Source organism: Bacteroidota bacterium, assembly GCA_041658205.1.
Taxonomy (GTDB): Bacteria; Bacteroidota; Ignavibacteria; order UBA10030; family UBA8401; genus UBA8401.
This window is the reverse complement of sequence record JBBAAO010000001.1, coordinates 2,870,919-2,887,874: the sequence shown is the minus strand read 5'-3', so window position 1 is coordinate 2,887,874 and position 16,956 is coordinate 2,870,919. Positions and strand designations below refer to the sequence as shown.

The following is a 16,956-nucleotide window of genomic DNA, read 5'->3' as shown; positions in this document are numbered from 1 at the left end:
TGAATCCCCGTCACTCTGAGCGAAGCGAAGAGTCTGAGTTACTATAACTCATTGAAATTACGTTCAGATTCTTCGTCCCTCACAGAGAAAAAACTATGAACGGGACTCAGAATGGTAGTGTAAGTGAATCCCCGTCACTCTGAGCGAAGCGAAGAGTCTGAGTTACTATAACTCATTGAAATTACGTTCAGATTCTTCGTCCCTCACAGAGAAAAAACTATGAACGGGACTCAGAATGGTAGTGTAAGTGAATCCCCGTCACGCTGAGCGAAGCAAAGAGTCTGAATTACAATAAACTCAATGAAATTGTGTTCTGATTCTTCAGCCATCCTGAAAAACCTAGACAACCTCAGAATGATGGTGTTTTTCATCACTCCTTTCTCCTACTTTTTTAGTACCTTTTTGTAATTCTCAATTCTTCATAAAAAACTATTTCCATGAAAAAATATGCTTTACTAGCTACGCTATTATTATTTATCGGCACATCCTATTTTTATTTCACACACAATGAAATTCCGACGAAAAAACATCGAAAGGGATTGGTCGCTTTCGATTGGTGGTATGACCAACGCGCATTACCCGGGACAATCATTCAACCTGACGGTCTTGGAAAAGCATTTCACTATATGCGTCAGCAGCAGCTGTCATTAAAAAAATCGAATGAAGAACCATGGCAGTCCATAGGTCCAGATAATATTGGTGGGCGGGTGTTATCTCTGGCATTCGATCCGGACAGTTCAAATATCGTTTGGGCTGGAAGTGCCAGCGGAGGATTGTGGTGTTCTACTACCGGTGGAGTGGGGAAAGATGCGTGGGATTATGTGAATACGGGATTTAATCTCCTTTCTGTCAGCACCATAGCCATTAATCCTTCCAATGGAAATGAGATGTATATCGGAACGGGAGAGATTAGTGGTTATGAGCTTGGTTTGGTCGGTACTCCCGGTGCACGCACAACATATGGACTTGGAATTGTGAAAAGCAGCGATAGAGGAAAATCGTGGTCTGAAACGGGATTGACTTGGCTCTTCTCACAGAACCGATCCGTACAGAAGATTGAGATCAATCCAAAGAATCCAAAAACTATTTTTGCGGCGACCTCCGAAGGAACATACCGTTCGTACAATTCTGGCGTATCATTTGTCCGAGTTGATTCCACGCTGATGGCAATGGATGTCGCGATCAATCCGGTGGATACATCAATTATTTATATTGCATGTGGTCAAAGGAATACTGCGCCAAATCCAGGGCTCTATCAATCTACAAACGGTGGAGCATCATTTACGAAATTAGCGGGAGGACTCCCTGTATCGAATTTTGGAAGAACCTCTCTTTCCATATCTCTTTCTAATCCATCCATTGTCTATGCAAGTATTGCCGATGCATCCACGCATGGGACACTCGGTTTGTACAAAACAACGAATAACGGTACGTCGTGGACGTTGATGTCGTCGATTAATTATATGAGCGGGCAGGGATGGTATAACAATGTTGCTGCAGTTCATCCAACAAATTCAAACGTTATTTTTGCAGCAGGGCTCGATGCGTACAAATCTGCAGACGGCGGAAGTTCACTTACGCAAAAATCATTTTGGTTTAAATCGAAAGATGGTATAATTACTCCTGGAGGAGTAGAGGGAACCGATAATTCCTATATCCACGCAGATCATCATGCTATTCTCTTCGATCCGAAGAATCCGAACAGGATATTTTTCGGAACCGACGGTGGTGTTTTTGAATCGACAGACGGTGGCGAAACGTTTGTAGGACGAAATGGTGGATTGGTAACGACACAGTTTTACAACGGTTTTTCGAACGCGGAAAATGATTCGGTAAATGCCTTAGGCGGATTGCAAGACAACGGCACCGTTAAATTTCAAGGGGGAATGTCGTGGAACAAAGTCTTCGGCGGTGACGGCGGCTGGTGCGCTATTGATCCACTCAATGCGAATATGATGTATGAAGAGTATGTGAATTTGTCCATCGCTAAAAGTGTGAACGGTGGAACGTCATGGTCAAATATTTTTACGCCGGCTTCAACGGATACAGCAAATTTTATTGCACCATTTATTTTGTCTCCCTCGAACGGTCAGATTCTGTACGCAGGGGCTGAAAAAATTCATAAATCAACCGATGGTGGTGTTACTTGGAGTGCAACAAACAATAATTCGGCACTCAATTCTTCCAGTGCCTCATGCATGGCTGTTAGTTATACAAGCGCGGAAACAGTGATTGTCGGAACGGGACGAAGACAAAATCCACTCTTTGAATTGTTCTACACAACCAATGGTGGAAAATCCTGGACGAAATCAATATCCACTATCCCCAATAGATTTCCGACCGATATTGGGTTCGATCCAAGCGACAGTAAAATAGCGTTTGCTACTTTTTCGGGGTATGGATCTGCGCATGTATACAAATCCACCGATGCAGGAAAAACTTGGACGAATGTGTCAGCGAATCTCCCCGATCTACCGATGCAGTCTGTCTGCATCGATCCGATGAATTCAACTGATATTTATGTTGGTACTGATCTTGGTGTATATCGTTCGATGAATGGAGGCACAAGCTGGGATCCATGGTTTGACGGAATGCCGTATGCGATGGTTCTTGATGTTTCCATTTCGAAAAAAGACAGACGTCTGCGTGCAGCAACATTCGGTAATGGCGTGTATCAACGAAAACTTCGCCCTCAGCAGACTGTTAGTGTGCAAATTGTGGATGCGGCAGTTCCTTCGAAATTTGCCTTGAGTCAGAATTATCCCAATCCCTTTAATCCATCAACAACATTGAAGTTTTCAATTCCGATTTCAAGTTTTGTTACGCTAAAAATTTATGACGAAACAGGAAGAGAGATAGTGACGCTTGTAAATGAACACAAAAGTCCTGGTAACTATTCTGTTCAATGGAGCGCATCGCAGTTTGCCAGCGGTATCTATTTTGCAAGACTTCAATACGGCAATAGTACATTGATAAAGAAGATGATCTTTCAAAAATAATTTGCTTTATCCTTAAGAAGGTTTTAAAACTTTCTTTCCTCTTCAACCTTCATAAGGTTATCAAAATAGTTGTTTAATAATACGTATTTATGAAAAACACAACATCGTTCCTTTTTGCATTTAGTTGTTCAGTGTTTTTTATTTTTTTCTGCCTGACGGTAATCCCGAAGCCGACACCGTTGAAATTCTCCGGCGCAATGCAAGCACTGCAATTCTGGAATGCTCAGCGTGCTTATCCGAACAAACTGATTGATGATCAACAATTCTACTCCGAGTTTGTGCGGCAAAAATTTGAGAAATCTTCTGAAAGTCAGTTGATTGATGCGGGGGATCAGTGGCGACAGATTGGACCACACAATATTGGCGGACGCACGTTAGCCGTGGCAATCAATCCCCAAAATACGAAGACGATCTATGCCGGTTCTGCCAGCGGCGGATTATGGAGAAGCTTTACGGAAGGAAAAGGGGCGGTTGCATGGCACTATATGAAGACCGGATTCCCAACGCTTGCCGTCAGTTCCATCGCTATTTCACCGAAGGATTCCAATGTTATGATGATCGGAACGGGTGAAGTGTATAATCAGTATAGCTCCATTGGAGGATTGAGTATCCGCACTACCCGCGGCAGTTATGGAATCGGCATTTTGAAAACGACAGATGGTGGCGCGACATGGCAAAAAACACTTGATTGGAGTAAATCAAATCAATGGGGAGTGCAAGCGGTGAAGATCCATCCAAACTTCATCAATCGAGTTTGGGCAGCAACAAGCGAAGGAATTTATAAATCTGTGGATACCGGAAAAACGTGGATGAATGTTTCGGATATTCCGATGGGAACCGATCTCGTTTTTGATATGCTCGATTCCAATGTGGTGATTGCAGCACACGGAAATCTTGGAAGTGTCGGTGGCGGAATCTATCGGACACTCGATGGCGGAAAAACATGGGATCAATTGACGATCGGTCTGCCGGTAAACTTCGGCGGGAAGATTCTTTTTGCGCAATATCAATCTGCTCCGAACGTGATATATGCAAGTATCGGCAACGGGGCCGTGAGCGGAACGTGGCTATGTAAGACAACGAATTACGGTGATACATGGACGACCATTAGTACGTTTGATTATGCGTCGTATCAGGGATGGTATTCACATATTGTCGGAGTCGATCCCGGTGATTCATCCAAGATCATTTGCGGTGGAGTAGATCTTTTTAAATCCACGAATGGCGGTTTGAAATTAACGCAAAAATCCGATTGGGCTGCATGGTATTTCGGAAAACCGTTACCCGGCGAACCGGAAGGACCCCCAAATTATTCCCACGCAGATCATCATGCAATTGTGTACGATCCCACAAACTATGACAAAATCTATTTTGGAAACGACGGCGGAGTGTTCTGTTCAACAGATGGCGGCGAGACATTCGAAGGAAGAAACGGCGGATATCAAACGACGCAATTTTATAATGGATTTTCATCCGCATGGCTCGATTCAAATATTGCTATTGGTGGAATGCAAGACAATGCTACGGCAATCTATGATGGGTCTGTTGCTTGGTATAGAGTAATTGGTGGCGACGGATGCATGACAGCAATGAGTCCGACCAGTGTGGATACAATGTACGGTTCATGGCAAAGTTTGAATATACTCCGTTCTATAAATCGCGGTATTTCGTTTAGTGGAATGTCTATACCCAGTGGAGCAGCAACAAATTTTGTCGGTCCCTATACACTTTCTGAATCGAATCCAAAAATTCTCTATGCCGGAAAAGATAAAGTATTTAAGACGACAAACGCCGGCGTAAGTTGGACAACCACCAACGCTAATACTGCATTGGATGGTAATCCTGTCCTGACGATTGCTATTTCGCCCACCAATTCCGATACAGTGTATGTATCAACAACGCCGGTCTCATCCCGTGCAAGAATATTCCGTACAACCAATGGCGGAACAACATGGACAAATATTACCGGTACATTGCCGGACAGATACATGATTGATATTGCCGTTGATCCGAACGATTCCAAAGTTTTGTATGTGACTCTCTCCGGATTTTTTATATCGCATCTTTACAAGTCCGCTGATGCTGGCACTACGTGGAGCGATATTGGTGCCGGTTTACCTGATGTTCCAACATCTGCTGTGGTCATCAATCCTTTTGACACGAAACAGGTTTATGTGGGAAATGATCTGGGTGTGTATGTTTCCACAAATAACGGTACCACGTGGATCAGTTTCAATAATGGACTATATGATGCAACTTCGATTATGGATTTAAGCATTTCACGAAAGAACAAATCGGTTCGTGCAGTAACACACGGTAATGGAGTTTTTGAACGAAAATTATTTGACGGCATAACTTCCATACGTCCTGAACCTTCCGTCGCCACAGAATTCCGGTTGGAACAGAATTATCCGAATCCTTTTAATCCAACAACGACATTGAGATTTGAAATTGAGGTCTCAAGTTTTGTTACATTAACTGTGTATGATGAAACAGGAAAAAATGTATCGACATTAGTGAGCGAACAGAAAGAACCGGGAACATATTCTGTTCAATGGAACGGATCACAATTTGCGAGCGGAGTCTATTTTGCAAAACTGCAAAGCGGTGTCCGCTCTCAGATGAAGAAGATTGTTTTACTGAAATAGGAGGATGTATGCCTTCAACGATACCTGAACGTGAAGTGTTTGCGGATTTGATGGATATTGCACTCAAAAATCCCGACGTGAAAGAACAGCTGGTGAATATCCTTTCACTAGAGAGTAATAAACGCAAAACATTGCTAGATGTGTTATTGCATCATACTGCCTTACAAATTGCACCGGTCGAATTGCAAACAATTTTTACCCGTTTTTTGGATGACGACTTTGCACAGGAAGTGCTTCAATTGTTACAAGAAGGTTAATATTGCCGCCGCAGTTTTACCCCCATCATTCAACAAAACATCTTTGCTCTTGCGAAATATAATTTCAATTTGTGAAGTTTTTGCGTACCATCAACAATGGAAATTCAGATCAATAATCAACATTCAATACCAACATTATGACACCGGCAGAAATAGTCAAACAATGGGTCGAGCGGTTTAATGCAGCGGATGTGGAAGGATTGGTATCGCTTTATGCACCCGATGCAGTGAACCATCAAGTAGTAACAACACCGCTCAAAGGGAGAAACGAAATTCGACGGTTATTCGAAGTGGAATTTAGCCGCGCAACGATGGTCTGCATTCCGGAGACAATTCACGAAGCGGGTGAATGGGCAATATTGGAGTGGAGTGATCCTCTTGGCTTGCGTGGCTGTGGTTTTTTTCAGGTAAAGCACGATCAGATTGTTTTTCAACGGGGATATTTTGATCAGCTCACCTTCTTCAGGGTTCAAGGACTGCCGCTACCGAATGAATATTTGCCAAAATGACTGCACAATAAAAAAAATAATTCACCTTCTTCTTTCATTGTCATTCTTCAGCTGTCATAAAGAAACCCCAAGCGAACAAGTGAATTCAAACTTCGCCCCGGAATTTGTCTTGAATATGATACACTACTACTTTCGCATTGTTGCCGACATTAATACGACCACGAAGTTACGACCTTCTTCACAACAATGATGTATGGTTTGGATGCGTATTATCGCAATGAATGTGAGATCTATCTATTTTGCCGGTCAGAGATTTAGTATTAAATCATGTGTAAAGATTGTTTACGAGATCAAAAAAAACATTGCTATAACAGGCATAACGCATTTACGTGACCTCACCCAGATATGTCTTCAGAATTGAATTTTAAGGCATAACGTATTCACGGGATAACAAAAGATCAGACTGTAGATATTACAATTGAGGTATCCCGTATTTACGCGATTGTGGGATTGTAGAATTGTGGGGTGGGGGAGAAAATGGTACATTCCGTTAAGAATACAAACTATGCTAATACTTAGTTCGGCAGAAATATAGGGCAGTGAATAAATGTCATTTTATCGATTATTTTTAATATGTAACATTATACAAACCACTATTTTGGTGGGTCAAGTAGCTCGAATAAATCTTGATAGTTTAACAACTAAGGATGATGATGATTTTAGTATTCACGTCTTAAAATCTCAACCGTCAAAGCCTGTGAAACTTCCTCCCGGTGATAATCAATCCAGACGTTTTCTAACAGAGTTTTACAGTTGGAAGATGACGGATGATCCTGATATCGTCGTGATGTTGGAATCAAAAATAAATGGAGACTTGTTATATATTGATAGAAATATGAACAACGATCTTACCGATGATGGGTTACCGCTATTCTTTCCGTTTAAACAGGATACAATAAGTTTTGACATTATCGCTCCTAAGGATGTGCAACAGCGGACAAAAATATTATTTAGCAGGGCGAATACTTATAAGAGCAGATTTTTTGATCTTCCCGATACAACTCGAAATAATAACCTTGATCAGTTCAATAATTTGAACCCAAAATTGGCAAAGGTTTTAGGAGGATTTTATGGCGAACCGGATTTTAAGGGTTCTGCGGGAAGTTTTTATTTTGCGGAAAGAGTTTCTGTGCGACGAGGATCGATCGTTGTAAATAAAACAAAATATTCCATTGGTCTTTTTGATTTCAGTAACAATGGGTTGTTTAACGATGATGACGATGTACTTTTGATAGACAATGGTGAAAATGGCGCCCTTCGGTTTTTGGACAAGGATCGTGTATTCAAATTAAATGATATTTTTACTTTAGGAAATCAAAACTTCAAGATTGATCGCATAGATCCGTATGGGAAATGGGTAGAAGTTGAAAAAACGCTTGATGAAAACACTTTCTATTATAAACAGTATAATGACTCGCTTACAATATCCTCCGTTCAAAAAGTTAAACTGAAACAAGAATTTTGGAATAATAAGTTTATTTCTCTTGATGGAGATTCAATTTCATTAAATTCTTTTAAAGGAAAATATGTACTCTTAAATTTTTGGGGTGAGTGGTGTAAACCTTGTATAGAAGAGATTCCTTCTTTAGTTGGGGCAATGAAAGAATATCCAGAAACACGCATTCAATTTATTAGCTTTATAAAGCTCCAGAATGAAGAAAAAGCAAAAATGGTAATAAAAGAACATGGGATTAATTGGCCTCAGATTAAATTGACTGATAAAATAGAAAAGAAATATATGATACGTAGCTATCCTACGAATATATTGATATTACCAAGTGGAGAAGAATGTGTAATCTTGCACCAAGTTAATGAATTATTTTTTAAACAATATTTGAAATAATGTTTCAGTCTAACCAGTCACTCAAGGTGAAACTGCAATGCAACTAACCCGTCCGCCGTCTTTTGCCAACACGAAGTGCCCCTTCGGGAAGGCATCAATTTGTGAATGGCGGAGCTCCAGTCCGTTGGGCCGTAGAAAAAAATATCTCTCATTACCATCACACATAGGAGGTCACATGAAACGAGTCACTGGCATCGGTGGCATTTTCTTCAAGGCCAAAGACGCTCCATCCCTGCAGGCTTGGTACAAGCGGCACTTGGGAATCGATGTCCAAGTTTGGGGAGGAGCTGCCTTCGATTGGACCGACGCCGAGGGCAAGCCAGTTGCAGGTACAACTGCCTGGTTAATCGATCCGCAGGAAAGTAATCACTTCGCTCCGAGCTCTGCTTCCTTCATGGTCAACTACCGAGTGGAAGACCTCCACGCCTTGGTCAAGGTTTTGAAAGAAGAAGGCTGCAATGTGCTTGAGAAGATTGACGATTCCGAATATGGGAAGTTTGCCTGGGTCATAGATCCAGAGGGAAACAAGGTCGAGCTATGGCAGCCGCCCCAAGGCCAATGAGCGGGCTCATTAGTTCCGGTCACGAACTGCAGCCTAACCAATCTAGCTGACGTTGCAACCGCTCGTGCTCGAACTTTATAAATGTTTCCGCCAGGTCCAAAGGACCACTTCGTGGAGGCGGAAGGGCCTTTGGCGAAGAGTTCTCAAATGACAACGTATGCTAAAAATAGTTAACGCAAATTAAAAATATAATCCAATGCGCCCGCCAAAAAAGCCGGCAGGCGCAAAAATCGTGCTGGAACGTTACCACGCAGCTTAATTCCAGTCCGTTAGGGCGAAATCGAAAAGGCAGACAATGAACATTGAAGAGAAAGAATACACTATTTATGACAATGGCGATAGATTAGTGTTCACAAAGAACGCTTCAAAGGAGGTATTATACATTGTTCTTGGAGCAGTGTTGATATTAGCATTTACACTTTATCAAAATAAAGAAGTCGTGGAAACTGTTGCTTATGTAATTCTTGAAATTCTAGTTGTCATAGCATTTATTGTCGTCAGACCTATAATGATTGAGATTGATTCAACCGGACTTAAATTTCAACATAGACTGTTCCCGGGGATTTTATTTGCGAGGCGTCTTGACAAGAGTGAACTTGTTTTAGTTAAATCAACTCCATATTCTACTGTTATTTTTAACGACAAAAGTTATGCCTCGCAGGTTCGTGTTCTAACAAACGAAAATAAAAATTATACTGTATTTAGTATTAGTCAAGAATCAATGGTAACAGCGCAAGCCGAGTCAGATAAATTGGCAATGGCAATAGCAAATAAATTGGGTATTCCGATGCAACCATTTTCTCGAAATTTTGCGCCCTAACCGGTCGCTCATGCTGAAACTGCAATGCAAATAAGCTCCAGTCCGTTAGGATGCAAACAGATTTTATGAGACCATATTCCATAGTATTTATTCTTCTCTTGATTCTTGTTTCCTGTATGCCACCGCCTCAGGATACACAAGATTCATCCGTCGTGATAGAACGCCTATACTTTGGTAGAAACGTCGGGGATAGTTTGATGGTGACAGAATCCGCCTGGAGACTGTTTCTTTCAGAAGTTGTCACACCCCGATTTCCGAATGGGCTAACGACATGGCGCGCAGAAGGTCAGTGGCGTGGCTCTCGAGGTGTGATTGAACGAGAACCCAGCTTCGTCATGGAGCTCGTACATCCCATCGCTGTAAATGTGGAACAGACCGTAACAGAAATCATTATCGAGTATAAGCAACGTTTTCACCAAGAGTCGGTACTTCGATTGCAATTAAATGGTCGAGCAACATACTGAGTCAAAGCAACCTAATGTGGAGAAATTATGACAGAGTATAAATGGTGTGTCCTGCTTTTTCGAGGTTTTGGGATTTACGCATTTCTTCATGCAGTTGAAAGCGCACCATTCATTGTTGCTCAAATTATTAATCCTCAAGCAACAATGGAATCATCTGAACGATTAATAGCAGTTACCTATGTATTTTTTGTTGTGCTATTTCTCATTGTCGGGGTTAGTTTATTTGTACTTGCGAAACGATTCGCGAACTATCTCGCAACCGACGATGAAGAACATGAAGATCTAAATATTCTATCGGTTGACGAAATAGAAAGTGTTGTCTTTTCCGGAATTGGGCTGTTCTACACAATTCAAAGTTTAACTCGGATACTACGAGTTATTATAGCGAGTATTTCTACGGTGAAAGTTGATTCAAGTATTACGGAGGATTTTTATACGAGCATGGCAATGTTTGGATTTGGGATTTTACTGTTACTGAAAGCAAAAGGTTTTGTTGGTGTATTGAAACGTCTTCGCCAAATAGGTACAACAAAGAGGGACTAATCAATTACTCAAACGTTACTGGACACACTCCGATCAATAGATCCAACTTTTTTTTATTTATGAGCTGATGTTATACAAAACTGAAAATTCTTCTTATTTCGTCCCTGAAGGGACTCTCAATTTGGAAATCGTACTGTGTTACAAATATTAAGCGCCTACGGCGCTCCTTAAAACCGATAAAATCATGAATTAATTCGTTTATTTCGTTCCATTGTCCCGGTAGGGACAAGATATTTGTAGAAGATCAAGCAAATCAATTTTCAAGTCCCGTCAGGGACGAAATAATCTTTCATTAATAAGGATGTGCGTAACATCAGTTATGAGGATAAAGAGTCGTCGATACTTATCATATACAGCATCATCATGGCAACGAAGGAAACCTTCCCGGCAGAGTTAAAGAGATTTTTATACAGCTGGCGGATTTCCATCTGTATTGCGTTCTCATAATTAGATATCTAAGCAGGAGTTTGTCGCTATCAAAAAAGATAGTGGTATTATCTCTTTTACAACTCATACTACAAATATTTCAAGTGAAATTGTTATGAAGTATACTCTTATGAGTATAAAATAATACTTGTAAAATATATCATTATTTGATTAAGCTTATATACATTTTGCAGCACGCGTAAATTAATGTATCATGTAATAAAGAAATGAAAGGAGTAATAAATGAAAACACCTATTCTTTTTTTTGTTATGTTAAGTTTCTCAATTTTCAATACAGGTTGTATGGCGGTAAATCTCACCGCGGTAGGGTATGATAAAACTGCTTCGTTAACCAATATGGAGAAAAAGTTCACTATTGTTAAACATTTCAACAGAGATATAAAAAACTTATACACACTCTTTAATTTAATTCCACTTTCTGAACCGAGCTTAGCTGATCTTCTTCATGATGAAACGATGTCCTCTCATGGTGATGCAGTTATCAATCTCAGAATACATGGACAAACTTCGCTTCTCGATATGGCCATCCCCCTTTCATTAGGTGTTCTTGGTTCCATCGTTTTGCCGCCACGCGGTGCGTTTCTGGGAGTTCTTATTGGTTCGAGAACATATACAGTAGAAGGCGATGTTATTAAATATATCGAGTGAAAAATATACGTCGATGAAAAATCAATCTGTCGGACAGTTAGTTTCATTCCACTAAACAACAACAATAGGGTCCAATGCAACCAAATCAAACAGCAATAACGGGGAAAGAAAAATTTGAAGATTTGTCGAAACCGTATCAAGCATTAGTGCAATTCTATCATGCTTTTAATAATCGAAATATTACAGAAATGTCTCGCAACTGGCTGCAAAGTTCTGACATTGCTATGGACAATCCGTTGGGCGGAATTAAACGAGGCTGGGATGAAATACAATCGGTGTACAAAAAAATCTTTACTGGACCGGCGGAAGTCTATGTTGAATATTTCGATTATACCATTCATGAAACACACGATATGTTTTATGCTGTTGGGAGAGAACGAGGATATTTTAAAACCGGAACAGAGGAAATAATTCTTGCAATCCGAACAAGTCGAATATTCAAACGCGTAGATGGAGCATGGAAGCAAGTGCATCATCACGGCTCAATTGAAAACGGAGAACTCTTAACTCAATATCAAAATGCTGTTTCAGGTATACAGTAGGTTGCGCTAACCTAGCGATTAACTATCATAAGGAGATCAAAAATATGAACAAAATAAAATATGTCGTAATCGTTTTGGTAAGCATTGGATTTGGTGTTTTGATTGGCATATTCGTAAAACCCAATCCATTAGCAAAGATTGATATTGCGAATTTATCCAAAAAAGTTGTTAAAACAGTCGATATTGTTGTTGGTGCTACAACGTATGTCGTTGGAAATATTGAACAGGGGAAAAGCAAGTCGGTAAATGTATTTGTTGCCGGAGAGGTAGGATACTCCTTGAAAGTAAATTTTGCCAATGGAGATACTCTCGTCACGTGGAGCTATGTTGAGACCAGCAATAAGATCAACACAAAAGTATATGATTCAAGCCTGGTATCGGTTATAACAAAATAACAATCCTCTCTGTAGTTTTGTATTGAGTCGGAAGAAAACGTTACATCGAGCAGCCTTGATATTGAACATCTTACCCCCATTGAAACAGTGAGGTAAACATGAAGACAATAGTATTGTTGACCATGTTGATGATTTCAACAGGTGTATCGCAAAATTATTTCCCTGTGAATATTGGAAACAAATGGATCTATACCGGTTCATTTGACACCACGCATAAACTCATCAAAACAATTATTGATGAAGTGAATATTGTCGGGATCAGATATTTTCTGTACGGTAATATCAATTCAATGGTTGATACCATCCGACAGGATTATGTTGGTAATATATGGAAATATAAATATGGCGTTGAACAATTGTGGTTTGATTTTACAAAAGAAAATGGAGAGGTGTATTGGTATCCCTTCACCAACAATCGATCTTATACGGTAAAAGTGAGGAAGGGATTGACCGTTAAAACATACAATGGAACATATACGGATTGCATCTCCTTGTATTTTAATGACACAACGGCGATTGATGATGAAGTGGGATATATATTTGCACGTGGAATTGGTATTATCCAAAAATATGGAGCCTGGAGCGATGATGTTTTATACTCTGCCAATATTCAAAGTGGACCATCAACTGTTCAGTCCCGCTTTGGTTTAAGTCCTGAGACGATTGTTCTTTCGCAAAATTATCCTAATCCTTTTAACCCAAGTACAACAATTACATATCGAGTAGTCAATCCTGGATTTGTAAAACTTTCAGTGTTTAATCAATTAGGGCAAGAAGTGGCATCACTGGTGAATGAGATTCAACGAACGGGGAACTACAGTGTAAAATTTGATGGTAATAATTTACCATCTGGTGTTTATTATTACAATCTGACATCCAGTTCGATCACAATGACAAGGCATTGTTTATTGATAAAATAACCTCTCTTCAGGTTCCTCAGTTGAATTATTTGATCAGCGACATCGACTTTATCTGCACAGTCGACCCTTGTTGCAGACGGTAATAATATGTTCCGCTTGGTAAAGATGCTCCATTGAACACCACTTCGTGATCTCCTGCGGGATACGCCCCCTCCATAATTGTTTGTATCTCCTGTCCGAGTGAATTGTAGATTTTCAATTGAAGATATCCGTCGTTCGTACTGAATCGTATTCGTGTAGATGGATTGAACGGATTAGGATAATTCTGATGTAATGCAACGTCTGTTGGTATTGTATTTTTTTGACTGACCGATGTGGGAGCGGTTATAATCGGCAACGATTGGAAGTTCTTCATCAATACCGCTTCAAGCTCTGCCTGTGGAACGCCGAACCAATCTCGCAGAATGGACGCATAGACGGATCGAAAATCGTACTGCATCGGAATATTGTTACTCACCGTTACCGTTGCAGGGATACTCGGATTCGTGCCGATGATTCCGGGAATGATATTCTTTCCGAAGACGATCAATGGAGCTGCTGCTCCATGGTCTGTGCCTCCGCTGGCGTTTGAGATAATGCGCCGACCAAACTCAGAGAATGTCATACCAATCACGCGATCTTCCACATTGAGCAATTTGAGATCATCCTGAAATGCGCTGATCGCTTTAGAGAGTCGTCCAAGAAGATTTGCATGCGTTCCCGTTTCGGTCGCTCCCGCAACAACCTGATTGGAATGTGTATCGAATCCGCCAAGCGTTACTACATAGATTCTTGTTTTTAATCCGCCGGCGATGAGCCGTGCAACGACTTTTAATTGATCACCGAGAGAATTATCCGGCGTTGTTGGATATTTTATAGAGAGGTTATTCGCTTTTGCTGCTGCATTTTTGATCACCGATGCATATTGCTGCGTCTGCTGTGCCACTTGACGGATGAATGTCAGCTCATGACCTGCTGGAGTATTTGGAGCAGGGTCAACGGTTCCGGAAACCAACTGATAAAATTTTGTCGGATCGGTGATTGTCATTCCCATCGAAACGGAAGGACCTTGCAAACCTGGAGAAATTGTCGAACCGATCTGTATCGCGAGTGGATCTGGCATTACTGTGTTTGGATATCCATTGGGAAAAGAAGGAAATTCTTCATTCAGATATCGTCCCAGCCATCCTTCAGTGACAAATTGATTGGAATCAGATGCGGTGAGCCAAATATCCGTCGCCCGGAAATGCGAAAAATTTGGATTTGGATAACCGACACTTTGGATTACGGAAAGTTTTCCGTTGGTGTAAAGATCCAACATTCCGGTCATGGAAGGATGGAAACCCGTTGCATCGGTCATCTTTAATACTTTCGCTTCAGGAATGAGGATATTCGTTCGTGCCTTAGAAAGATTGGTGTATTCGCTCAACGGTATCACCATGTTCAATCCATCATTTCCGCCATTTAGTTGGATTAAAACGAGCACGCGGTCTGTCTCAGTTGCTGCGCTGACGAGAGTTTCCAAAAATGGCGAACGTCCGTATGCCTGCACGGAGAGTCCACCGATAAACATCGGAAGCAATGAGATCGGAACTGATTTTGATAAAAATTCTCTGCGTTTCATCATCATCCTTCTATGCTAGTTGATATTCAGCAGCGTTCATCAATGCTTTCAGCAGAGATTGCAGTCGCGTTACTACCGCGCTCTTCGCTGTTGCGTTGGTAGGATTCGCTTTGAAGAGACTCCATGCATCCGTCCAATAATGATCCGACGCTTGTCCCGATAAAAGAGAACTTGTCTTGAGTGATGCTTTTAATGTGTCCGAAATTGGAATGGCATAGAGATGCTGAACAATATCATTCACCAACGCTGTCGGATCGGATGGATCAGAAAATTGACTGGCATAGGCAATCACATCAATCACCAATCGTGTGCTCGACCTTGTGTATCCGTTGTTCGTAATCATCGTGTCAGTAAATTGGTTTCGCTTCGGAAGTGTGTCGGCGTTGATCCAAATCTCGTAATACTGCGGCTCCTGATAAAACGCAGACCACCCCGCGACATTTGGGGGATCACCGATATTCATTTGCATAGTTGCCGCTTGTCCACGCACATAATCCCATATTCCGTATTTTTGAGTATCCGTAAGAGTGACCGGAGGATTTGCGGTGGAAATACCATTGATGGTATACTCTCTGCAGAGTCCTACCGTAAGATCAATCGGAGATTTGATGAAACATCCCATGTTGACCGGATCGAAAAAGTGTGCGCTGTTAAACAGAGCGGAAAGAGCAGGCTTAATTTCGTAATTGTTTGTGCGAATAATATCCGCAAGAGGAATAATCACGTTTGTTTCCACACCGGAATCTATTACATAATAGACAAAAAATCGGTACAGTTTTCGTGCAAGAAATTTTGCTGTTTCGTTCTGAGCAAAGATCATCGTAAGTAAATCGTTTAGCTCAAGCGCACCGGCCGTGGATCCTGTTTTTCCGGTGATAGTCGTAGAACCGTAAAAAGTTGAGAAAGTTTTATTTCCTGTATCATGTCGTGTTGAATCGAAGTACGAAACATAATTAATGCCATCGATTCTCCAGCCCGTAAGAACACGCGCCGCATTTTTCACATCGTCTTCCGTGTAATGCGAGTCCGTGCCTTTACCGACAGTGAACAATTCCTGCAATTCACGTCCGTAATTTTCGTCCGGCGCAGTTTTCGTGTTCACATATCCGTTGAGATATCGCAGCATGCCGGGATCGGTCGTTACTTGTTTTGTCAATTCTTTAAAATTTCCAAGTGCAAATTGGCGAAGGAGCGCATGGTGTTTATAGATAAATCGAGAGTTGTCAATATCAGGTGTTTCGGTAGAAAAATGATTGTGCCAAAAGAGTGTCATCTTTTCACGAATAGAAAGTTGCTGCGAGATCATTTCGTTGATCCACCACGATCTCCATGATTCTCTGCGCGATCCGTTAACAGTACTATCGTATGGTGCATTTACCCAGGTTTGTCCCGGAAGTACACCGGTTGGATCGGCACCGGAGGAATAATTATTTACGGGGGGAGCAGGGATCGGCGGTGCAGTTAATAATAAGTCAATAGTTTCGGAGAGAGATTTTGTTTTGATTGTTTGAAGGTCTGTCCACCGCGCACCGATTGTTGTGCGGCGGAGGAGATGGAGCATTTGGTCTGTTCCCCATGTTCCAGCATACGGTTCCAGTCCTGCTGATGATCGCTCCAATCCTCTCGGAAGAATTTTATTTGAAAAATCCTCAACCTGCTGTGCGATGTTTGGAAGATTCTCTTCTTCGAGAGTTAGCGGGGAAGTTCCTAAAAAATCTCTTCTCTTCATACGGTTCACGATTATGGTAAAAATGAA

General features: G+C 41.2%; 15 protein-coding genes. 13 read left to right on the top strand and 2 right to left on the bottom strand.

The window, feature by feature from the left end; translation table 11 throughout:
* Window positions 1–437: 437 nt before the first annotated feature.
* The 13 genes from WDA22_11815 (at window position 438) to WDA22_11755 (ending at window position 13,597) form a co-directional block, all read left to right on the top strand.
* Window positions 438–2,999: a T9SS type A sorting domain-containing protein gene (locus tag WDA22_11815; GenBank protein ID MFA5834150.1), complete on the top strand. Its 2,562-nt coding sequence runs from the start codon at window positions 438–440 to the stop codon at window positions 2,997–2,999.
* 89 nt (window positions 3,000–3,088) lie between these two features.
* Window positions 3,089–5,647 (top strand): T9SS type A sorting domain-containing protein, encoded by a 2,559-nt coding sequence (locus WDA22_11810; GenBank protein ID MFA5834149.1) that lies wholly within the window; start codon window positions 3,089–3,091, stop codon window positions 5,645–5,647.
* An 8-nt stretch (window positions 5,648–5,655) separates the two neighbouring features.
* A complete protein-coding gene (locus WDA22_11805; GenBank protein MFA5834148.1) occupies window positions 5,656–5,904 on the top strand; it encodes a hypothetical protein in 249 nt (82 codons plus the stop codon).
* Between the two features lie 137 nt (window positions 5,905–6,041).
* Window positions 6,042–6,413: a nuclear transport factor 2 family protein gene (locus tag WDA22_11800; GenBank protein ID MFA5834147.1), complete on the top strand. Its 372-nt coding sequence runs from the start codon at window positions 6,042–6,044 to the stop codon at window positions 6,411–6,413.
* A gap of 601 nt (window positions 6,414–7,014) precedes the next feature.
* Window positions 7,015–8,256 (top strand): TlpA disulfide reductase family protein, encoded by a 1,242-nt coding sequence (locus WDA22_11795; GenBank protein MFA5834146.1) that lies wholly within the window; start codon window positions 7,015–7,017, stop codon window positions 8,254–8,256.
* A 175-nt stretch (window positions 8,257–8,431) separates the two neighbouring features.
* The gene (locus WDA22_11790; protein ID MFA5834145.1) at window positions 8,432–8,818 is read left to right on the top strand and encodes a VOC family protein; all 387 of its coding nucleotides are present in this window, start codon (window positions 8,432–8,434) and stop codon (window positions 8,816–8,818) included.
* A 295-nt stretch (window positions 8,819–9,113) separates the two neighbouring features.
* A complete protein-coding gene (locus WDA22_11785; protein MFA5834144.1) occupies window positions 9,114–9,638 on the top strand; it encodes a hypothetical protein in 525 nt (174 codons plus the stop codon).
* A gap of 116 nt (window positions 9,639–9,754) precedes the next feature.
* A complete protein-coding gene (locus tag WDA22_11780; protein MFA5834143.1) occupies window positions 9,755–10,102 on the top strand; it encodes a DUF3574 domain-containing protein in 348 nt (115 codons plus the stop codon).
* Window positions 10,103–10,129: 27 nt separating this feature from the next.
* The gene (locus WDA22_11775; protein ID MFA5834142.1) at window positions 10,130–10,645 is read left to right on the top strand and encodes a hypothetical protein; all 516 of its coding nucleotides are present in this window, start codon (window positions 10,130–10,132) and stop codon (window positions 10,643–10,645) included.
* 669 nt (window positions 10,646–11,314) lie between these two features.
* Complete coding sequence (locus WDA22_11770) at window positions 11,315–11,740, top strand: hypothetical protein (protein ID MFA5834141.1); 426 nt, start codon at window positions 11,315–11,317, stop codon at window positions 11,738–11,740.
* 74 nt (window positions 11,741–11,814) lie between these two features.
* Window positions 11,815–12,282 (top strand): nuclear transport factor 2 family protein, encoded by a 468-nt coding sequence (locus tag WDA22_11765; protein ID MFA5834140.1) that lies wholly within the window; start codon window positions 11,815–11,817, stop codon window positions 12,280–12,282.
* A 44-nt stretch (window positions 12,283–12,326) separates the two neighbouring features.
* The gene (locus tag WDA22_11760; protein MFA5834139.1) at window positions 12,327–12,677 is read left to right on the top strand and encodes a hypothetical protein; all 351 of its coding nucleotides are present in this window, start codon (window positions 12,327–12,329) and stop codon (window positions 12,675–12,677) included.
* A 98-nt stretch (window positions 12,678–12,775) separates the two neighbouring features.
* A complete protein-coding gene (locus tag WDA22_11755) occupies window positions 12,776–13,597 on the top strand; it encodes a T9SS type A sorting domain-containing protein (protein MFA5834138.1) in 822 nt (273 codons plus the stop codon).
* Window positions 13,598–13,622: 25 nt separating this feature from the next.
* Here the strand turns inward: WDA22_11755 and WDA22_11750 are convergent, their stop codons facing one another.
* Window positions 13,623–15,200 carry a DUF1501 domain-containing protein gene (locus WDA22_11750; GenBank protein MFA5834137.1) on the bottom strand — a complete coding sequence of 526 codons (1,578 nt, stop codon included), beginning with the start codon at window positions 15,198–15,200 and terminating at the stop codon, window positions 13,623–13,625.
* Window positions 15,201–15,210: 10 nt separating this feature from the next.
* Window positions 15,211–16,929, bottom strand: a complete 1,719-nt coding sequence (locus tag WDA22_11745) for a DUF1800 domain-containing protein (protein ID MFA5834136.1) — start codon at window positions 16,927–16,929, stop codon at window positions 15,211–15,213.
* Window positions 16,930–16,956 lie beyond the last annotated feature (27 nt).